The 19,736-nt window shown below is 70.9% G+C and carries 16 protein-coding genes; 7 read left to right on the forward strand and 9 right to left on the reverse strand.

Features of this window, described 5'->3' with window-relative positions:
- Positions 1 to 78: 78 nt before the first annotated feature.
- Together FLV34_RS24085 and FLV34_RS24090 are read right to left on the reverse strand one after the other, a co-directional pair.
- Complete coding sequence (locus FLV34_RS24085; RefSeq protein ID WP_147944116.1) at positions 79 to 1,590, reverse strand: sodium:solute symporter family protein; 1,512 nt, start codon at positions 1,588 to 1,590, stop codon at positions 79 to 81.
- A gap of 311 nt (positions 1,591 to 1,901) precedes the next feature.
- Complete coding sequence (locus tag FLV34_RS24090; protein ID WP_142650644.1) at positions 1,902 to 3,065, reverse strand: MFS transporter; 1,164 nt, start codon at positions 3,063 to 3,065, stop codon at positions 1,902 to 1,904.
- Positions 3,066 to 3,198: 133 nt separating this feature from the next.
- Between FLV34_RS24090 and FLV34_RS24095 the strand changes: the two genes are divergently transcribed.
- Complete coding sequence (locus FLV34_RS24095; protein WP_147944117.1) at positions 3,199 to 3,657, forward strand: MarR family winged helix-turn-helix transcriptional regulator; 459 nt, start codon at positions 3,199 to 3,201, stop codon at positions 3,655 to 3,657.
- A gap of 166 nt (positions 3,658 to 3,823) precedes the next feature.
- Here the strand turns inward: FLV34_RS24095 and FLV34_RS24100 are convergent, their stop codons facing one another.
- From FLV34_RS24100 to FLV34_RS24125, 6 genes are all read right to left on the reverse strand, one after another.
- Positions 3,824 to 4,117 carry a Dabb family protein gene (locus FLV34_RS24100; protein ID WP_142650642.1) on the reverse strand — a complete coding sequence of 98 codons (294 nt, stop codon included), beginning with the start codon at positions 4,115 to 4,117 and terminating at the stop codon, positions 3,824 to 3,826.
- A gap of 539 nt (positions 4,118 to 4,656) precedes the next feature.
- Positions 4,657 to 6,087, reverse strand: a complete 1,431-nt coding sequence (locus FLV34_RS24105) for a dihydrolipoamide acetyltransferase family protein (protein WP_142650641.1) — start codon at positions 6,085 to 6,087, stop codon at positions 4,657 to 4,659.
- Between the two features lie 17 nt (positions 6,088 to 6,104).
- Positions 6,105 to 7,079, reverse strand: a complete 975-nt coding sequence (locus FLV34_RS24110) for an alpha-ketoacid dehydrogenase subunit beta (protein WP_142650640.1) — start codon at positions 7,077 to 7,079, stop codon at positions 6,105 to 6,107.
- Complete coding sequence (gene pdhA, locus FLV34_RS24115; RefSeq protein ID WP_260617451.1) at positions 7,076 to 8,167, reverse strand: pyruvate dehydrogenase (acetyl-transferring) E1 component subunit alpha; 1,092 nt, start codon at positions 8,165 to 8,167, stop codon at positions 7,076 to 7,078. The genes FLV34_RS24110 and pdhA overlap by 4 nt, the downstream gene beginning before the upstream one ends.
- 206 nt (positions 8,168 to 8,373) lie before the next feature.
- Positions 8,374 to 9,987: an amidohydrolase gene (locus FLV34_RS24120; protein WP_142650638.1), complete on the reverse strand. Its 1,614-nt coding sequence runs from the start codon at positions 9,985 to 9,987 to the stop codon at positions 8,374 to 8,376.
- Between the two features lie 20 nt (positions 9,988 to 10,007).
- Positions 10,008 to 11,324, reverse strand: coding sequence for an MFS transporter (locus FLV34_RS24125; protein ID WP_142650637.1), 1,317 nt, complete (start codon positions 11,322 to 11,324; stop codon positions 10,008 to 10,010).
- A gap of 115 nt (positions 11,325 to 11,439) precedes the next feature.
- On the opposite strand from FLV34_RS24125, the gene FLV34_RS24130 reads away from it, so the two are divergent.
- The 6 genes from FLV34_RS24130 to FLV34_RS24155 all read left to right on the forward strand — a co-directional run bounded on the left by FLV34_RS24130 (position 11,440) and on the right by FLV34_RS24155 (position 17,597).
- Complete coding sequence (locus FLV34_RS24130; RefSeq protein WP_168066365.1) at positions 11,440 to 13,014, forward strand: PucR family transcriptional regulator; 1,575 nt, start codon at positions 11,440 to 11,442, stop codon at positions 13,012 to 13,014.
- Positions 13,015 to 13,202: 188 nt separating this feature from the next.
- Positions 13,203 to 13,448 (forward strand): phosphoribosylformylglycinamidine synthase subunit PurS, encoded by a 246-nt coding sequence (purS, locus tag FLV34_RS24135; RefSeq protein WP_142561095.1) that lies wholly within the window; start codon positions 13,203 to 13,205, stop codon positions 13,446 to 13,448.
- A 174-nt stretch (positions 13,449 to 13,622) separates the two neighbouring features.
- The gene (locus FLV34_RS24140; RefSeq protein ID WP_142621993.1) at positions 13,623 to 14,072 is read left to right on the forward strand and encodes an ATP-binding protein; all 450 of its coding nucleotides are present in this window, start codon (positions 13,623 to 13,625) and stop codon (positions 14,070 to 14,072) included.
- A gap of 180 nt (positions 14,073 to 14,252) precedes the next feature.
- Positions 14,253 to 14,936 carry a phosphoribosylformylglycinamidine synthase subunit PurQ gene (purQ, locus tag FLV34_RS24145; RefSeq protein ID WP_142650635.1) on the forward strand — a complete coding sequence of 228 codons (684 nt, stop codon included), beginning with the start codon at positions 14,253 to 14,255 and terminating at the stop codon, positions 14,934 to 14,936.
- Positions 14,937 to 17,189, forward strand: a complete 2,253-nt coding sequence (purL, locus tag FLV34_RS24150) for a phosphoribosylformylglycinamidine synthase subunit PurL (RefSeq protein WP_142650634.1) — start codon at positions 14,937 to 14,939, stop codon at positions 17,187 to 17,189.
- A gap of 174 nt (positions 17,190 to 17,363) precedes the next feature.
- Entirely contained in the window at positions 17,364 to 17,597 is a 234-nt protein-coding gene (locus tag FLV34_RS24155; protein ID WP_147944118.1) for a hypothetical protein, read from the forward strand.
- Positions 17,598 to 17,599: 2 nt separating this feature from the next.
- Here the strand turns inward: FLV34_RS24155 and FLV34_RS24160 are convergent, their stop codons facing one another.
- Positions 17,600 to 19,708 (reverse strand): M6 family metalloprotease domain-containing protein, encoded by a 2,109-nt coding sequence (locus FLV34_RS24160; RefSeq protein WP_261985878.1) that lies wholly within the window; start codon positions 19,706 to 19,708, stop codon positions 17,600 to 17,602.
- Between the last annotated feature and the right edge of the window lie 28 nt (positions 19,709 to 19,736).

Genomic DNA, 19,736 nt, shown 5'->3' on the forward strand with positions numbered 1-19,736 from the left:
GAGGCGGCCGCACCTCTTCCCGGGCCGGTCAGGTGAACGCGGGAAGCGGTGCGGCGGCCGATGGAGGCACGGGTGCCTTCAGGCCGAAGTGGGGAGCGGCCGGGCCGCGCTGTCCTCGTCGGTGTTGACGGTCTGGAGCAACTCCTCGCGCTCGGGGGTGCTCTCCGGGCGGATGAAGCCGATGATCGTGAAGAGCACCAGCGAGGTGGCCACCGGCGCGGCCGTCGCCACGGCGGTCGAGACGCCGCTCATGCCATAGTTCGTGAGCCAGAAGACGAACAGGCCGGCCGCCCACGAGACCAGCGCCGCCGTCGGGCCCGACCTGCGGAACAACGGCAGCATGCCGAGCAGCAGCGGGATCGAGATCGGGCCTATGAGCCCGGCCACCCACTTGATGACGACCGTGATGATGTCCTTCAGCACCGGGCTGTTCACCTGAGTGGCCACCGCCATCGACAGCGCGATGAAGGCCACCGTGGTGACCCGGGCCGCGACCAGTGCGGCCCTGGTGTTCCAGGCCCGCGCCGCGTGGGACAGCACCGGGATCACGTCGCGGGTGAAGACCGACGCGATCGCGTTGGCGTCGGAGGAGGCCATCGCCATCGTGTGCGAGAAGAAGCCCGCGATCACCAGGCCGAGCAGGCCGTGCGGGATGAGCTGGGTGGTCAGCAGCGCGTACGAGTCGCTCGCGTCGGGCTTGGTCGCCTGGACCAGCAGCGGCGCGGCCCACATCGGGAAGAACAGCAGCAGCGGCCAGATCGCCCACAGCACGGCCGACAGCCGGGCGCCGCGCGCCGCCTCCGCCGCGCTCGGCGCGGCCATGTAGCGCTGGGCCTGGTTCCACATGCCGCCGTTGTATTCGAACGTCTTGATGAACAGGAACGCGAGCAGGAACGTCACGGTGAAGGGCCCGTTGAGCGGCTGGGCGTGCCCCTCCGGCAGGCGATCCCACATCCCGCCGATGGCGCCGATGCCGCCGAGCTTGGCGAGGACGGCGACCAGCATGACGACGCCGGCGAGGAGCTGGATGACGAACTGCCCGAAGTCGGTGAGCGCGTCGGCCCACAGGCCGCCGACCGTGCAGTAGATCGCGGTGACGACGCCGGTGATCAGGATGCCCTGGTTGAGCGACAGGCCGGTGAACGTCGACAGCAGCGTGGCGATCGCGGCCCACTTCGCGCCGACGTCCACGATCTTCAGCAGGCCGCCCGACCAGGCGAGCGCCTGCTGGGTCGGCACGTTGTAGCGCTTGGCGAGGAACTCCAGCGGCGAGCTGACCCTGAGCTTCGACCGGATCCGGTTCAGTCTCGGGGCGAACAGCACCGAGCCGATCGCGATGCCGATCGCGATCGGGAAGGCCCAGGTGACGTACGAGGTGGCGCCGTAGAGGTAGGCGATTCCGGCATACCCGGTGAACATGACGGCGCTGTAGCCGGACATGTGGTGCGAGATGCCGGCCAGCCACCAGGGCATCTTGCCCCCGGCGGTGAAGAAGTCACTGATGTTGCCGATACGCCGGTGCGAGTAGACGCCGATCGCCACCATGACGACGAAATAGGCGCCCAGAACGTACCAGTCCAATGGGTTCACGCGCGTCGTACCTCCGGGTGAACAGCGGCACCCGGACCGACAACCGCCTGGCCTCGTTACGATGCGCCCGCCTCCCGCCCCGCGTCAATGGCGGGTACGCAGGTCACGGGCGTACGGGAGAAGGGACAGACATCGTGACACAGGTCACAGACCGTTCACGTTTCTGAACGAACTTCGCGTATCTGAATCGTTATCAGGAACGGCCTTGATCTCGCACAGGGTGGCGGGTGAAAGTGTGCGGCGAAATGAGATTCCAGCAAGCGGCACAGAACGGACCCGTCACCGCCTGGCATCGGTGATCGTCCAGCAGGTCAGACGGCCGCGACCACGGCGGAGCGGCGTTCGAGGGCGGCCGAGAGGACGGCGAGCACGAGCGCGGAGGCGGTGAGGAGGGCGCCCACCCAGTTGGGCGCGGTGTAGCCCAGGCCCGCCGCGATGACGAGGCCGCCGAGCCAGGCGCTCAGGGCGTTGCCGAGGTTGAAGGCGCCGATGTTGACCGCCGAGGCCAGCGTCGGCGCGCCGTGGGCCAGATCGAGCACGCGCTTCTGCAGCGGCGGCACGGTGGCGAAGCCGAGCGCCCCGACGAGGGCGACGGTCACCGCGGCGAGGATCTTGCTGTGCGCGGTCAGCGTGAAGGCGGCGAGGACGATCGCGAGGCCGCCCAGCGAGACGTACAGCATCGGCATCAGCGCACGGTCGGCGAACCGTCCCCCGACGAGGTTGCCGGCGACCATGCCGAGGCCGAACAGGACCAGCAGCCAGGTCACCGCCCCTTCGGGGTAGCCCGTGACCCGGATCATCATCGGCGCGATGTAGGTGATGGCCGCGAAGACGCCGCCGAACCCGAGCACGGTCATGCCCATCGCGAGCAGCACCTGGACGTCGCGGAGCGCCGCCACCTCATGGCGCAGGCGTACGCCCTCGGGGCGCGGCACCTCGGGCACGAGCGCGGCGACACCGAGCAAGCCGACGACACCGAGCCCGGCGACGATCGCGAAGGTGGTCCGCCAGCCGGCGACCTGGCCGACCAGGGTGCCCAGGGGTACGCCGACGACGTTGGCCACAGTCAGCCCGGTGAACATCAGGGCGATCGCGCCGGCCTTCCGGTGCGGGGCGACCAGTTCGGCCGCGACGACGGAGCCGATGCCGAAGAACGCGCCGTGCGCGAGCGAGGCGATCACGCGGCCTGCCAGCATCACCCCGAAGTTCGGCGCAAGGGCCGAGAGCAGGTTTCCGGCGATGAACAGCGCCATGAGCAGCATCAGCATGCGCTTGCGGGACATCGCGGTGCCCAGCACGGTCATCAGCGGAGCGCCGACGACGACACCCAGGGCGTACCCCGTGACGAGCAGGCCGGCGGTCGGGATCGAGACCGCGAGCTCGGACGCCACCTGCGGAAGCAACCCCGTGATCACGAACTCGGTGGTCCCGATCCCGAAGGCCCCGATGGCGAGGGCCAGGAGTGCGAGAGGCATGAGCGTCCCCCAACGATTGCATGAGCAATTAACAGGCGCAAACAATAGTTGCAGGCGCGGGATAGTTGCAAGCGCGGGCTATTTCGGGAGTGGAGTATCCTCGACTGCGTCACCTGGAACGGAGGGAGAGCCGATGACGGCCACGGATCCCGCCCTCACCGCGCTCGCGCAGGGCTGGCGCGCCCTCTCCCTGTTGCACGAGAAGATCGAGGCGCACATCGAGCGCGCCCTGCAGACCAAGCACGGCCTGAGCGTGCGGGAATACTCCCTGCTTGAGACGCTCAGCCGGCAGCACGACGGCCCCGACGGCCACCTGCAGATGAAGCAGGTCGCCGACGCCGTGGTGCTCAGCCAGAGCGCGACGACGCGCCTGGTGACCCGGCTCGAAGAGCGGGGACTGCTCACCCGCTATCTGTGCCCCACCGACCGCCGCGGGATCTACACCGACGTCAGCCCCGCGGGCCTGGCGCTGCTCGCCGAGGCCCGTCCCACGAACGACGCCGCCCTGCGGGAGGCACTCGACCAGGCGGCCCGGGACCCCCAGCTCGCCCCTCTGGTCGAAGCGGTCGAATCACTGCACGCGCGGGCGTGACACGACGCGGTCTGACGACCGCCGGGTGCAGACGCCCGAGTCACTGGACGCGCGGGCCTGACCCCGGCCGCGCCCACCGAGGGCGGGCCGGAAACGCGCCCGCGCGGCGCTTAAGGGCGTACTGCACGCCCTCGCGGCCCTACACGTACTGCACGCCCTCGCGCCCCTAGAGCTCGTACTGCACGGCCGCGCGGTCGGCGAGGATCGGCGCGATGCACTCCTTGATCACCGCCAGGTGGACCGGGTGGTCGCGATAGACGATGTAGTCCTCGACGGAGTCGAAGTCGGCGACCACGCCGAAGGAGAAGTTGCCCTGGTTGACGCCCGCGTCGTGGCCGATCTGGTAGGAGCGCAGCTCGGGGATGGCGTCCGGCAGCGTGCTCAGCCGCCTGGCCACCTCGGCCCGCTGTTCCTCGGTGGCGTCCTCGGTCCACTTCAGCAGCACGACGTGGCGGAACATGCACTCCCCCTGGAATGAGACGCACGCGGCCGGGCGGCCGCGCTCTTCACGGCGCTCATCCTCTCATCATCGGTGACGCGGGCGCGGACGCGGTGGGTGTCGGGGGCCGGCCGGGCGCGCCGCCCGGGCGCAGAAGGGCGAGCCCGGCCCCACCATGGCCGACATGACCCGCAAGATCACCGAAGCGCTCGACACCGCCCGACGGCAGCTCCCTGGGTCCCGTCCGGACCCCGGGACGCGGCGACGACCAGCCCGGCCCGACCGCAAGGGCCCGGCGCTCTCCTCCACCGGCGCCCGCGCGCCGTCCGGATCCGGGGCGACGCGCTCGCCCTCCGAGGCCGTGGTCACCCGTGACCCGGCGGCCAGCCCACCACCGTCCTGCCAGGCCACGGGGACGATCCGGCGCTCGATCTCCGGGAGGACACGGTTCGCGGTGGTGTCCTGCCGGTCACGCGGTATGAGGATCACACCCGAACAGCAGGAATCCGAGCGTGCGCCTCACTGGTCCGGATCCTGCATCCGACTTGAGTGGTCTCCGCTCAGCTCCAGGCGAGCATGCGGAGGGGGTCCTCCAGCATGGCGCCGACGTCGCGCAGCACGTACGAACCGAGCTCGCCGTCGACCACGCGGTGGTCGAACGACAGCGCCAGCGTGGTGACCTTGCGGACCGCGAGCTGCCCGTCGACCACCCAGGGCATGTCCCTGATCTGGCCGATGGCGAGGATCGCCACCTCTCCCGGGTTGAGGATCGGCGTGCCGGCGTCGACGCCGAAGACACCGACGTTGGTGATCGTGATCGTGCCGCCGCTCAGCTCGGCGGGCCGGCACTTGCCGGCCCGCGCCCGCTCGGTGAGCTCGCCCAGCGCCCGGGCGAGCTCGGGCAGCGACATCGCGTCGGCGTCCTTGACGTTCGGCACGATCAGCCCGCGATCGGTGGCGGCGGCGATGCCGAGGTTCACGTAGTGCTTGACCACGATCTCCTCGCCGGTCCACGTGGCGTTGACCATGGGGTGCCGCTTCACCGCGGTGATCAGAGCCTTCGCCACCAGGAGCAGTGGCGAGACCTTGACCTCGGCGAACTCGGGCAGCGTACGCAGCCGCCGGACCGCCTCCATCGTCTCGGTCACGTCGACCTGCAGCCACTCGGTCACGTGCGGGGCCGAGAACGCGCTGGCCACCATGGCCTGCGCGGTCGCCTTCCTGACCCCCCTGACCGGGATGCGCTCCTCCCGGACTCCCGCCTCGCGCCGTACGGCGGTCGCGGCGGGGGCGGGCGCCGCCACGGCGGCCTCCACGTCGGCGCGGGTGATCGACCCCTGGGGGCCGGTGCCCGTGAGGGTCGCCAGGTCGACGCCGAGGTCCTTGGCGAGCTTGCGTACCGGCGGCTTGGCCAGGACGCGCGCCCGCGCGGACGTCGCGGATCCGTTGCCCTGTGCTCCAACGGCGCCTGCCGCCGCGATGGCCGGAGCGACGGGAGCGGCGGCGACGGGGGCGACCGGCGGGGCGGACACGGCGGACGGCGGAACGGACACGGCCGCCGGCGGAACGGATACAGCGGGCGCGGCCTGCTTGCGGGGGCGGCGGCGGGTGGCGCTCGTCTTGACGCCGTACCCGACCAGCACCGGCTGGCGCTCCTCCTTGGCCGGGGCGGCCTCCGGAGCGGCGTTCCGCACGCCCGGCACCATGTCGTCCGCCAGTGCCTCCCGACCGGCGGCGGAGGCGTCGCCGGCCTCGCCGTCCTCGATCGAGATGATCGGGGTGCCGACGTCCACGGTCTGGCCCTCGCCGACCATCAGGCCGGAGACGGTGCCCTCGTACGGGCACGGCAGCTCGACGACGGCCTTGGCCGTCTCGATCTCGACGATCGTCTGGTTGATCTTCACCGAGTCGCCCGGGGCGACGTGCCACTTGACGATCTCGGCCTCGGTCAGCCCCTCACCCACGTCGGGGAGCCTGAACTCACGGAGCATGAGAAGTGCCTCCCCCCTCAGTAGGCGAACGTGCGGTCGACGGCGTCGAGCACGCGGTCCAGGTCGGGCAGGTAGTGGTCCTCCAGCCGCGACGGCGGGTAGGGCGTGGAGAACCCGCCGACCCGCAGCACCGGCGCCTCCAGGCTGTAGAAGCAGCGCTCGGTGATGCGCGCCGCCAGCTCGGCCCCGTAGCCGGTGAAGACGGGGGCCTCGTGGGCGACCACGCACCGTCCGGTCCGCGTGACCGACTCGGTCAGGACGTCCACGTCGAGGGGGTTGAGCGAGCGCAGGTCGATGACCTCGATGCTCCGCCCGTCCTCCTCCGCCGCCGCGGCGGCCTCCAGGCAGGTCTTCACCATCGGCCCGTACGCGATCAGCGTGACGTCGCTGCCCTGCCGTACGGTGCGGGCGCGGTCGAGCGGCAGGCCGGGAGCGGCGAGGTCGACGTCGGCCTTGTCCCAATAACGACGCTTGGGCTCGAAGAAGATGATCGGGTCGTCGCAGCGGACGGCGTCCTGGATCATCGTGTACGCGTCCACCGGGTTGGAGCACGCGACCACCCGCAGGCCCGCGGTGTGGGTGAAGTACGCCTCGGGCGACTCCGAGTGGTGCTCGACGGCCCCGATGCCGCCACCGCAGGGGATGCGTACGACGACCGGCAGCTTGAGCGTGCCGAGCGACCGCAGCGGCATCTTGGCGAGCTGCGTGATGATCTGGTCGGCGGCCGGGAACACGAACCCGTCGAACTGGATCTCGCAGACCGGACGGTAGCCGCGCAGGGCCAGGCCGATCGCCGTCCCGATGATGCCCGACTCGGCGAGCGGCGTGTCGATCACGCGGTCTTCGCCGAAGTCCTTCTGCAGGCCGTCGGTGACGCGGAAGACACCGCCGAGCTTGCCGACGTCCTCTCCCATCACGAGCACCTTGGGGTCGTCCTCCATCGAGCGGCGGAGGCCCTCGTTCAACGCCTTGGCGAGAGTCAGTGTGGTCATCGTTCGAACCCCGCCAGGTAGGTCAGATACTGCTCGCGTTCCTCGTCGAGGAGTGAGTGGGCACCGGCGTACACGTGATCAAAGATAGCCCTGGGGGGTGGGTCGGGCAGCGCGAGGCACCGGCTTCGCACGTCTTTGCCGAGCGCGTCGGCCTCGGCGTCGATCTTCTCGAAGAACTCCTGGTCGGCGAGCCGGTTCTTGAAGAGGTACGCCTTGACCCGCTCGATGGGGTCCTTCAGCTTCCACGCCTCAAGTTCGTCGGCGAGGCGGTAGCGGGTGGGGTCGTCGGAGGTCGTGTGCGCGCCCATCCGGTAGGTGAACGCCTCGATCATCGTCGGTCCCTGCCCCTCGCGGGCGTTCTGGAGCGCCCGGCGGGTCACGGCGAGGCAGGCGAACACGTCGTTGCCGTCGACCCGGATGCCGGGGAAGCCGAAGCCGGACGCCCTCTTGTAGAGCGGGATCTTCGTCTGCTTCTCCAGCGGCTCGGAGATGGCCCACTGGTTGTTCTGGCAGAAGAACACGACGGGGGCGTTGAACACCGAGGCCCAGATGAACGACTCGTTCACGTCGCCCTGGGAGGTCGCGCCGTCGCCGAAGTAGACGATCGTGGCCGCCTCGGCGCCGTCGCGCTGGATGCCCATGGCGTAGCCGACCGCGTGCAGGGCCTGGGAGCCGATGACGATCGTGTAGAGGTGGAAGTTGTGCTCCGCCGGGTCCCACCCGCCGTTGCTCACGCCGCGGAAGAGGCCGAGCAGCTTGACCGGGTCGACGTCGCGGCACCAGGCCACGCCGTGCTCCCGATAGGTGGGGAAGGCCATGTCGGCGTCGGTGAGCGCCCGGCCCGAGCCGATCTGGGCCGCCTCCTGGCCGAGCAGGGAGGCCCAGATGCCGAGCTCGCCCTGCCGCTGGAGCGCGACGGCCTCCAGGTCGATGCGGCGGACGAGGACCAGGTCACGGTAGAGGGAGCGGACCTCCTCCGCGGTCAGGTCGATTTCGTAGTCGGGATGCTCGACCCGCTCCCCTTCGGGGGTGAGCAGTTGGACGAGCTCCGGAGGTGCGTCTGCACCACGAGGGGCGTCGGCTGTCACGTGCCACTCCTGTGCGTGTCGGGCCCCCGCGGGTGGGGTCACCCCCGCGACGGCCGGGTCGTCGGGCGTACGGCCGTTGGGGTGGACGACCGGGCGCATATGTGGACATCGTGGCAGAACTCACACCCCTAAGCGCAAGTCCCCGCCCGCCCGTCCACACTTCTCCGATTCCCGGATGGTGAGACGCCACACCCCGGGATCTCTTCCTACGAGCGGTGAACCACGCGTCCTCCCAGCAGGGTCAGCCACGCGTTCACGCCCGCGAGGTCAGCCACGCCGACGCGGTCGAGATCATGGTCCAAGACGACGACGTCGGCCAGCTTTCCCGGCGTCAGGGAACCGATGCGGTCTTCCATCCGCAGCGCGTACGCCGCGTCGGCGGTGTGGGCGCGCAGCGCCTCGTCCAGCGTGACGGCCTGGTCGGCGCCGATGGGGTCGCCCTCGCGGGTGCGCCGCCGTACGGCGTTGGCCACGGTCTCCATCGGCCGCAGCGAGGAGACGAACGAGTCGCTCGACAGCACCGGGCGGAGCCCGCCGTCGATCTCCTCGCGCATCGGCTGGAGCCGATGGGCGCGGCGCTCCCCCAGCCGCCGTACGAAGTCCCTCCCGCTGTCGTGCAGGAAGTTCGGCTGGTTGACCGGGATGACGCCGAGCGCGGCGAATTCCCGCACCTGCCCGGGCGTGGGGTGGCCGCAGTGCTCGATGCGCGGCCGTGCGTCGTCTCCCGACACGGCCACCGCGGCCTTGATCGCGTCGAGCGTGTAGGCCATCGCGAGATCGCCCTGGGTGTGCACGCCGACCTGCCAGCCCGCGGCGGCCGCCCGGCGGACGAGGTCGGTGAGCCGCTCGGGCCGGTGATATGTGGAGCCGGTGAACTGGCCGCCCTCGCCGTACGGTTCGCTGAACAGGGCGGTGCCGCCGAGCAGCGTGCCGTCGCAGTAGAACTTCATCGCGCCCAGGCGCAGCATGTCGTCGCCGAAGGGACCCGCCAGGCCGAGGGTGGTCAGGTCGTCCAGCATGTGCGACAGCGGCATGCAGACCGTGCGCACCGGCAGGGTGCCGGCGGCGTGCGCGGCTCGGTAGATCGTCAGCTCCCGGCGGGACACCTGGGGGTCGCACACCGTCGTGAGCCCCGCCGACAGGTACGCCTCACCGGCGGCGGCGAGCCACGACAGCAGCTGCTCCGCCGGGAGATCGGTGTGGAAGTTGGGGCCGTGGCAGCCGATGTCCACCGCGGTCGGCAGCAGCAGCTCCATCGCGGAGTCCAGCACCATCCCGGTGAGCCGACCGCCCTCGTCGCGCAGGAAGGCGCCGCCGGCCGGGTCGGGCACATCCGCGGTGATCCCGCGCCATGCCAGCGCGGCGGAGTTGACCACGGCATGGTGACCGGAGACGTGGTAGACGATCACCGGGTGCTCGGTCGTCGCCTCGTCCAGGTCCCACCGCGACGGCCGGCCGCCGGGGAACTTGGCGTCGTCCATGCCGAACGCCCTGATCCACTGGCCCGGTGGCGTACGCCGCGCCTGCTCGGCGATCACCGCCACGAGGTCGGCGGCGCTCGCCACGTCCGGGTAACGCGCGTCGGCGGACGCCAGGGACTCGGCCGTGGACAACAAGTGGTTGTGCGGGTCGATGAACCCCGGCAGCACCGTGCGGCCCCCGGCGTCGATCACCTCCGCACCGGGTCCCGCCGCCCCCGTCACCTCGGCGTGCCGGCCGACGGCGAGGACGCGGCCGTCGCGCACGGCGAGCGCCTCACATCGGGGGATACCGGGGTCCATAGTGCGGACCCTGGCGTTGGTGATGACGATCGCAGACAAGAACTCCTCCAACCGATGGATCACTGAGAGACGGCGGGCGTGCCGGAGACGGCCGGGGCGTCGCGGTGCCGCGGTGCGGCGGCCAGGCAGACCACGCTGAGCACGCACATCCCGATCAGCAGCCCGATGGCGGGCGCGGGCCCGCCGCCGCCGGCCTTCACCAGGGCGGTCGCCGCCAGAGGCGAAAGCCCGCCGAAGATCGCCCCGGCCACCTGGTAGGCCAGCGACATGCCCGTGTAGCGCACGTCCGGGGAGAACATCTCGGCGAGCAGCGTGGCCATCGGCCCGTATGTCGCGGACATGGCCAGCCGCATGAGGCCGAGCATCAGGAAGATGAGGACCGTGTCGCGGGTCCCCATGACGGTGAACTGCGGGACCGCGAGCAGGGCCACGGCGACCAGCCCGGCGATGACGACCCGCCGCCCGCCGACCCGGTCTCCGAGCCACGAGATGGCGAGCGTGGCGACGAGTTCGACGAACGCGGCGAAGCTGAGCCCGTTGAGCACCACCTGCTCCTCGACTCCGACGTCCGCGCCGGTCGCGTACGCGAGCAGGAAGGTCGTCGCGATGTAGTAGCCGCCGATGGCCACCGGGAGCGCCCCGATGCCGAACAGCACGGGCCGCCACGACGAGCGCAGCACGGCCCTGATCGGCAGCTCCGCGGCGGCCGCGGGGGCGCTCGCGCGCCGCTGCTTGACCTGTTCGAATACCGGCGACTCCTCGACCCGCAGCCGGATGAACATGCCGACGAGCACCAGGACCGCCGAGACGAGGAACGGCACCCGCCAGGCCCAGCCGCGCAGGGCCGCGTCGCCGAACGAGGTCATCACGCTGAACGCCCCGGTCGCGAGCAGGGCGCCCGCGGAGTTGCCGAGCTGGGCGAACGAGCCGTAGAAGGTCTTCTTCCCCTCCGGGGCGTGCTCGACCGCCATCAGCGCGGCCCCGCCCCATTCACCTCCCACGGCGAGGCCCTGGACGAACCGCAGCAGCACCAGCAGCGCGGGCGCCGCCGCTCCGGCGGAGGCGTAGGTGGGCAGCAGCCCGACGGCGAAGGTCGCCACGCCCATCATCAGCAGCGTGACGACCAGGGCCGACTTGCGGCCCAGCCGGTCGCCGAAGTGACCGAACACCACGCCGCCCAAGGGACGTGCGAAGAACCCGACGGCGTACGTCGCGAACGCCGCCATGACGCCGACCAGCGGATCGGTGGACGCCGGGAAGAAGACGTCCCCGAAGACGAGGGCCGCGGCCGTCGCGTAGACGTAGAAGTCGTACCACTCGATCGTGGTTCCGATGAAGGCCGCGTACGCGGCCCGGCGGGGGGTTCGTCGGTCCATGAGGTCCTCCGTGGGTTGGGGGTTGGACAGACCGTACGATCAGGCCAAACAGGAGCAATGTGGGCGATTTGCACTATCGTCGGGGCTTTCTCGGGCGAAGTGCACAGGAGACGTCATGCCGCTCACCGTCGCCGACGTGCTGACCATGCCGATGCTGGAGATCCGCCTGATCGCGGGCCACAGCGGACAGGGCAACCACGTCAGGTGGGCCCATGCGACCGAGCTGGCCGATCCCGTGCCCTGGCTGCGCGGCGGCGAGCTGGTCATGACGGTCGGGCTCGGGCTGCCCGCGTCCGCGCGGGAACGCGGCGAGTACGTCGAGCGGCTGAGCCGGGCGGGCTGCGCCGCCCTTGCCTTCGCGCTGGACGAGCACCTGGCCGAGATTCCCCGCGAGATCGTCGAGGCGGCGGACCGGCTCGGGCTGCCCCTGCTGGAGATCACCGGCAGGACGCCGTTCATCGCGGTGGCGGAGGCCGTGGCCCGCTGGCACGCCGACGAACGGGTCCGCGGCGAGCGGCGGGCCGCGGCGGCGCAGGAGGCGATGGCCCGGGCCGCGCTGCGGCACGGCTCGCTCGGCATCCTCCGCGCGCTCGCCGAACATACCGGCTGCGAGACGCTCCTGCTCGATCCCCGGGGGCGGCCCCGCGTGTCCCATCCCGAGGGAGTCCGGCCGTGGCATGCGGAGGCGGCGGAGGCGGTCGGTCAGCTCACCGGCCCCCGCGGCTCGATGATGATCGACCGGGGCGACCGGGTGCTCCAGGTGCAGAGCCTCGGCTTCACCGGGCCGCCCCGCGGCTGGCTCGCCCTCCACGGCGCGTCGACCGAGTGGCACACCAGGATCCTGGCCAACCAGGCGGCGAGCCTGCTGGCGATCGAGCTGGTGGGGCTGCACCAGGCCCGTGCCCGGGCGCACGCCCAGCGCGCCGCCGTGCTGAGCGCCGTCCTCGACGGCATGGCCGGCGCCGCCGATGATCGCGCCGCGGGCGGCGGGGCGGCACCGCTATTCACGACCGGCCGGCTCGCCGAGATCTGCCCCATGCCACCCCCGCCGTACGAGGTGATCGTGGCCGTGGCCCGGGGCGAGGCGCCGCCGCTGGCCGATCCCGCGCTGGACGCGCTGAGCGACGTCATGGGGGACCCGGCCGCCGAGGAGACGGTGTTCGTCTGCCCGCGCGCCGGCGGGCTGCTCCTGGTGGTGCCACAGACCGAGCCTCGGCTCGGCCCCGCCCTGGTCGAACGGCTGAGCGCGCTCACCGGCCTGGACATCTGCGCGGGCGCGTGCGGCGCACGGGACATCAGCGAGATCGCCTCCGCCGTACGGCACGCGACGGCTCTCGCCGGCGGCCCGGGATACACGCACGTCGACGACCTCGAGCCGTGGGCGCTGCTGCGCGACGCCCTGGACCCCGAAGGAGCGGCCCGCTTCGCCGACGTGGTGCTCAAGCCGCTGCGGGAGCACGACCGGCGGCACGGCGGCGCTCTGGCCTCCTCCGTCAGAACCTTCCTCGACTGTGGCGCCAACGTCGAGGTCGCGGCACGACGCCTCGGCGTGCACCGCAACACCATGCGGGCCCGCCTGCGGACGGCCGAGCGCGTCTGCGGGCGCGACCTCGGCAAGGCGCGCGACCGCCTGGAGTTGTGGCTCGCCCTGTCTCTGGACGAATTCGTCCCGCCGGGCCGCAGGAGCTGAGCCGGCCCCTTCAACCCGCCGGAGCCGAGCCGGCGCGGCACCACGCCCGCCCCGGTCCGCCGCGAGGCGGGGCGTCCCGGCCCGTCGGGGGCGAGCCGGCGGCGCGGCACTAGGCTTGACCCCAAACGGACCCCCGAACGGGCGGATTTCCCCGAATCGGCGGGCCTCACTCGAATTGGAGGAACATCGTGGCGCGCGTCATCGTCGACGTCATGCTCAAGCCGGAGATCCTCGACCCGCAGGGCCAGGCGATCGCGCGGGCGCTGCCGCGACTCGGCTTCTCCGGGGTCTCCGGAGTGCGTCAGGGCAAGCGGTTCGAGCTGGAGCTGGACGGCCCGGCCGACGAGGCCGCGCTTTCGGACGTCCGCAAGATGGCCGAAACCCTGCTCGCCAACACGGTGATCGAGGACTTCACCATCCGCGTCGAAGGGTGAAGTGACACATTTCACATCGCTATTCCGGCGGCGTGTCCACCCCTAATCAGGCATCGGTCCGTCTCGAAGCCACCTATCCGGTGCGCGCTGAATAACGGGGACGTGATTTTGCGGTTAGCCCTGATTCATCGGGGAAGCCTCTCTTGGTGACCTTCGACACCGGGGAGGGGTCCGGTGGACATTGAGTTCTCTCTGGCGATGCCACGGGATGCGATCGGCATCCCGATGGTTCGCCGGGTGGTAGGAGACGCGCTGCGGTCTCTCGGGGTGACCGAGGAGTGCGTTTCCGACATACTCCTGGCCACGTCCGAGGCGTGCGCCAACGCGGTGCGGCACGGTGGTCCCGCCAACCGCTACGAGGTCATGGCCACCATCGGCAACGGCCGCTGCGAGTTGCGCGTCGCGGACGAGGGCGAGGGGCTGCACATGATCCCCCGCCAATATCCGCCGGCGGAGACCGAGAACGGCCGGGGCATCCTGATCATGCGTGCCGTCGTGGACGATCTCTCGTTCGACATCACGCCCGGGCGCGGCACGATCGTGCGCCTGTGCAAGGAACTCGACTGGGATGAGGACGCCATCGCCCACCACCTCACCCTCGACTGCCACTTCGCCGGGGTCTGAGAATCACGGCTCCGCACCACGCCGGGCCCGGGCCCGGCGTGACGTGTGATCGGAAGCAGGACTCCGCGCGCGGAGCCGATTTGGCGGCTCCGATACCCTGAGGTGTACCGCCACAGACCGCCGTCCGGCCCGATGACGGTGGCGTCCGCCCTGGCGGGAACCCTTGGAGGGAAAACTGTCATGAGCGCTGCCCGGGTGGGCGTCGTCACCTTCCCCGGAACACTCGACGACCAGGACGCCGCGCGAGCCGTACGGCTGGCCGGAGCGGAGGCGGTGCCCCTGTGGCACGCCGATCACGACCTCAAGGGAGTCGACGCCGTCTTCCTGCCCGGAGGGTTCTCCTACGGCGACTATCTTCGCTGCGGGGCGATCTCCCGGTTCTCCCCTCTCATGACCGAGCTGATCCCGGCCGCCCAGGCCGGGCTGCCCGTGCTCGGCACCTGCAACGGCTTCCAGATCCTCTGCGAGGCGCACCTGCTGCCGGGCGCGCTGACCCGCAACGAGGGTCTCCACTACATCTGCCGCGACCAGCTCATCCGCGTGGAGAACACGCGTACGGCATGGACGGCGGACTTCGCCGAAGGCCAGGAGATCGTGCTGCCGATCAAGCACGGCGAGGGCCGTTATGTGGCCGACGCGGAGACGCTGGCGGCGCTGGAGAGCGAGGGCCGGGTGGTCTTCCGCTACGCGGGCGGCAACCCGAACGGTTCGCTCAACGACATCGCCGGGATCACCAATGAGGCCGGGAACATCGTCGGCCTCATGCCCCACCCCGAGCACGCGGTCGAGGAGCTGACCGGCGCGCCGAGCGTCGACGGCCGCGGCTTCTTCACTTCGATCCTGAAGAGACTGGTGAACGCGTAAATGCTCGACAGTGTGAGCCGTGCGCTGGAGACGCCGGACGAGCGCCAGCCGTACGCCGAGCTGGGCATGAAGGAGGACGAGTACCAGCGCGTACGCGACATCCTCGGCCGCCGTCCGACCAGCTCCGAGCTGGCGATCTACTCGGTCATGTGGAGCGAGCACTGCTCCTACAAGTCGTCCAAGGTGCACCTGCGGCAGTTCGGCACCAAGGCGCCCAAGTCGGAGGCCCTGCTCGTCGGCATGGGCGAGAACGCCGGCGTGGTCGACATCGGCGACGGCTGGGCCGCCACCTTCAAGATCGAGTCGCACAACCACCCGTCGTACGTCGAGCCGCACCAGGGCGCCGCGACCGGCGTCGGCGGCATCGTGCGCGACATCATGTCGATGGGCGCCCGGCCGATCGCGGTCATGGACTCGCTGCGCTTCGGCGGGGCCGACCAGCCCGACACGCGCCGCGTGCTGCCGGGCGTGGTCGAGGGCATCAGCCACTACGGCAACTGCCTCGGCCTGCCCAACATCGGCGGCGAGGTCGTCTTCGACCCCTGCTACATCGGCAACCCGCTGGTCAACGCCCTGTGCGTCGGCCTGCTGCGCAAGGACCAGATCAAGCTGGCCACCGCGCCGGGCCCCGGCAACAAGGTCGTGCTGTTCGGCGCCAGGACCGGCGCGGACGGCATCGGCGGCGCGTCGGTGCTGGCGTCGGCCACCTTCGAGGACGAGTCGCAGGCCAAGCGGCCCGCCGTGCAGGTCGGCGACCCGTTCATGGAGAAGCTGCTGATCGAGTGCTGCCTTGAGCTCTACCAGGCGGACGTGGTCGTCGGCATCCAGGACCTCGGCGCGGCCGGGGTGTCCTGCGCCACGACAGAGCTGGCCGCCAAGGGCACCGGCGGCATGGAGGTGAACCTCAACCTCGTCCCGCTGCGCGATCCCACGCTGCGGCCCGAGGAGATCCTCATGAGCGAGTCGCAGGAGCGCATGATGGCGGTCGTCACGCCCGACGACATCCCGGCCTTCATGGCGATCTGCGACAAGTGGGACGTGCCGGCGACCGTGATCGGCGAGGTCACCGACACCGGCAGGCTCGTCATGACGTGGGACGGCGAGGTCATCGTCGACATCCCGCCGGGCACGGCCGCCGACGAGGGCCCGGTCTACGAGCGCCCGTTCCACGAGCCCGCCGGGCAGGCGGCGCTCAACGCCGACGGCCCGGAGCGCCTGCCGAGGCCCGAGGACCTGCGGGAGACCCTGCTCACCCTGCTCGGCTCGCCCAACCTCGGGTCGAAGGAGTGGGTTACCTCCCAGTACGACCGGTATGTCCGGGGCAACACGGTCCTGGCCCAGCCCGCCGACGCCGGGATGCTGCGCATCTCCGAGGTCATGCCGGGCGCCCAGGAGACCACGCGGGGCATCGCGCTCGCGACCGACGGCAACGGCCGCTACGCCAAGCTCGATCCGTACACGGGGGCCCAGCTCGCGCTGGCCGAGGCGTACCGCAACGTGGCGGTGACCGGCGCGAAGCCGCTCGCCGTCACCAACTGCCTCAACTTCGGCTCGCCGGAGGACCCCGAGGTCATGTGGCAGTTCTCCGAGGCCGTACGCGGGCTCGCGGACGCCTGCCGGACCCTGGGCGTGCCGGTGACCGGCGGCAACGTGTCGTTCTACAACCAGACGGGCTCCACCGCGATCAACCCGACGCCGGTGGTCGGCGTGCTCGGCGTGATCGACGACGTGGCCCAGCGGGTCAGGCAGGGCTTCACCGCTCCGGACCTGCGGGTGCTCCTGCTGGGCGAGACCCGCGAGGAGTTCGGCGGCTCCGAGTGGGCGCACGTCGCCCACGGGCACCTGGGCGGCCTCCCGCCGCAGGCGGACCTGGAGGCCGAGCGCGGCCTGGCCGCGGTGCTGACCGAGGCGGCGGCGCGCGGGCTGCTCGAAGGCTCGCACGACCTGTCCGACGGCGGTCTCGCCGTCGCCCTGGCGGAGTCGTGCCTGGCCCAGGGCGTCGGCTGCACGGTGACCCTGCCAGGCGAGGACGCCTTCGTCGAGCTGTTCAGCGAGTCGGCCGCGCGGGCGCTGGTGTGCGTGCGGCCCGAGGCGTTCGACGCCTTCGCCGACCTGTGCGCCCGCTACGAGGTTCCCTGCTCCGGACTCGGCGTCACCGGCGGTTCCGCGCTCACGGTCGAGGGCGTCCTCGAGGTCCCGGTCGAGGAGCTTCGCGGGGTGCACGCGTCCGCGCTCCCGCGCGTCTTCGGCTGATCTCGATCGAGTGAAAGGGCCCTTCCGGACGGATAGTCGTCCGGAAGGGCCTTCGCCTGTCACGGTCGTCGCCGACGCGTGCCGAGCCGTGCCGACGGGAGTACGGCGGATCTCCGGGCGCCTCCGCGTCGCAGGTGCTGGCCCCGGTCGCGGCCTCGCTGCCGCCGGGTTCGCGTGTCGTCGTCCCCCGACATCGAGCAGACGTCGAACCTGTTCCCCTGGCTCGCGCACGATCTCGACGTACGTACGGTGCCGCCCGCGGACCTGCCCGGAGCGATCGACGAGCGCACGGACGCGGTCGCCTTCAGCCTGGCCGAACCCTCCGGCGCACCCCGGCCCGGTGGTCACGGCGCCGGCGCAGGGCGCCGCCGACACGGCGGGAGGGGTGGCCGGGAGGGCGGGCGCTAACCCTAGTGACCGTTGACGTGGCAGGTGGCGGTCATCGTCTTGGACGGGTCGCTCTCGGAGGTGGCCGTGAGCTTCACCGTGGCGTGACGGCTGCCGCCCGCGGACTGCTGGGCGAAGACGGTGACGGTCTCCTTGCCGCCGAAGTCGACGGCCGCGAGGGCGTTGGGCGTGATCGTGGTCCAGCCGTTCCCTTCGACCTCGGCCTTCAGCCGGTAGACGTCGCTGTTCAGGTAGGCGCTGACGTCCTCGGGGTGCTGACCCTGAGCGGAGGCGGCCTTGCCGGTGTTGAACAGCGGGAAGCTGCACATCGACACGCCCTTCTCGGCGCCGGGGACGCCGGCGCCCGGCAGCAGCTTCACGCCCCGCTTCTGCGGGCCCGCGCCGTCGAGGGACTTGATCGCCACCGTGTACGACAGGATTCCCTTGGCGTCGCGCTGCACGTCGGTGATGTAGAAGTGCAGGCGGTTGGCCTCGTCGACGTACTCGTACTGGCTGCCCGAGTCGGTGCCGGCGTGGAAGAGGGCGTCGGCGAGCTGCCGATAGTCGCCGATCGTGATCGGGACCTCGGTGCCGTCGGGCAGCACGTAGTCGGTCATGTCGATGTCCTGCGGGTTGGCGTCGATCACCCACTCGAACGGCGCCCGGTCCTGGTTCTTGGTCTTGGCCAGGAGCACGCCGGAGTCGGGGGTGAAGGAGTCGCTGCCCATCCGGTCGACGACCTCGACGGTGTAGTTGTCGTAGCCGCCGCCGTCGCAGAGCGGGTCGGTCTGCTGGGTGCACGACCCGGTTGACTTGTCGCCGGTGTCGAAGGAGATGTTGACGCCCGTCAGGTCCTTCTTGCCCGGCTGGACCTCGCGCGCGGTCACCTTGGCGACGACCATGCCGGAGTCGCGCAGCGCCTCACGCGACAGGCGCAGGACGTTCTGCTCGTCCACCATGTTCAGCTTGATCTTGTTGCGCAGCATGTGCTGGGCGCCCATCGATGCGCCCGCCGTCGGCGGGATCAGCCAGCGGCTGTGCGGGCCGCCGGGGCCGTTGAAGCTGCCGCGGCTGAGCATCTCCCAGATGCCGGTGTAGGACCGGACCGGCGGGTTGCCGTACGGGTTGTTGTAGTTGTCCAGGACGCCCAGGATGTGGCTGAACTCGTGGGCGAACACCCCCTGGCCGGAGCTTTCGGCCTGGACGGAGTCGACGCCGATGTTCGCGTTGGGCCAGAACGTCGAGCCGGCGGCCCAGGACGTCCAGTCCACGTAGCGGGTCCGAGACCAGTTGGGCAGGTTCGGGTCGGGCGGGCCGAAGTCGTCGGTGACGTCCTCCTTGGTGGGGAACTTCATCATGCCGAACTCCTGCCAGGTCGACGACTCGTCCTGACCGGCGCTCAGGTAGAAGACGAAGTCGAACCGGCTCGCCACGTCCTGGCCGACGTCGGCGACCCAGGCGGCCTTGCCGTCCGTACGCAGGTTCCTGTTGCAGTTGTCCCCCGCCGGGCACGCGTCGCGCTGGTATTCCATCGCGTACTCGTACGACTTGCCCGGCATGGTGTAGGGGCCGAACGCCGTGAGGTCGACGCCATACCGGCCGCCCGAGTCCTCCATCCAGTACTCGTGCAGGGTGTGGCCCCTGTTGAGCTCGTTAGGGGTGTTGAGGAAGTCCTGGTAGAACTTGGCGACCTGGTCACGGGGGATGTCGTGGGCCTGGGAGCTGGGGTTGCCGAACACGGTCGAGTTCTGCGGCTGGGTGACCACGAACGGCTGGTTGGGGTAGTCCAGCAGCACGAGCGCACCCTTGAAGGTGCGCGTCGAGCCCTTCACGGCGGGGTTCGCCCAGTCGGTGCCCGGGATCTTCTTGTAGTCCGCCCACGTCATGTGGTCGGGGTTCTTCCAGTTCTGCGGGTCGATCGGCGCGACCACGCGCGACGCGCGGCCACGCAGGGCCTGCATCTCGTCCGGCTGGTCGCGCTGCCAGGGCTGGACCTGGGGCCAGTGGTCACGCCGCCAGGGGTGATCGGGGTCTCCGCCGGGGGCCGCGGAGGCGGGAGCCGCCGCCAGCGCGAGCGGGACGAGCGCGATGGCCGCCACTATGCCCGGGAACAGTGTTTTTGAGAGTTTCACGAATTATGACGCTATAGAGACTATTGAC

Source organism: Microbispora sp. CSR-4, from assembly GCF_008033685.1.
Classification (GTDB): domain Bacteria; phylum Actinomycetota; class Actinomycetes; order Streptosporangiales; family Streptosporangiaceae; genus Microbispora.

What these genes read in the sequence shown, in the direction of transcription:
- FLV34_RS24090 (WP_142650644.1), bottom strand. Translation starts at nt 3,065, where the DNA reads ATGCCTCTCGCACTCCTGGCCCTCGCCATCGGGGCCTTCGGGATCGGG.
- FLV34_RS24095 (WP_147944117.1), top strand. Translation starts at nt 3,199, where the DNA reads ATGACGGCCACGGATCCCGCCCTCACCGCGCTCGCGCAGGGCTGGCGC.
- FLV34_RS24100 (WP_142650642.1), bottom strand. Translation starts at nt 4,117, where the DNA reads ATGTTCCGCCACGTCGTGCTGCTGAAGTGGACCGAGGACGCCACCGAG.
- FLV34_RS24105 (WP_142650641.1), bottom strand. Translation starts at nt 6,087, where the DNA reads ATGCTCCGTGAGTTCAGGCTCCCCGACGTGGGTGAGGGGCTGACCGAG.
- FLV34_RS24110 (WP_142650640.1), bottom strand. Translation starts at nt 7,079, where the DNA reads ATGACCACACTGACTCTCGCCAAGGCGTTGAACGAGGGCCTCCGCCGC.
- FLV34_RS24125 (WP_142650637.1), bottom strand. Translation starts at nt 11,324, where the DNA reads ATGGACCGACGAACCCCCCGCCGGGCCGCGTACGCGGCCTTCATCGGA.
- FLV34_RS24130 (WP_168066365.1), top strand. Translation starts at nt 11,440, where the DNA reads ATGCCGCTCACCGTCGCCGACGTGCTGACCATGCCGATGCTGGAGATC.
- purQ (WP_142650635.1), top strand. Translation starts at nt 14,253, where the DNA reads ATGAGCGCTGCCCGGGTGGGCGTCGTCACCTTCCCCGGAACACTCGAC.
- purL (WP_142650634.1), top strand. Translation starts at nt 14,937, where the DNA reads ATGCTCGACAGTGTGAGCCGTGCGCTGGAGACGCCGGACGAGCGCCAG.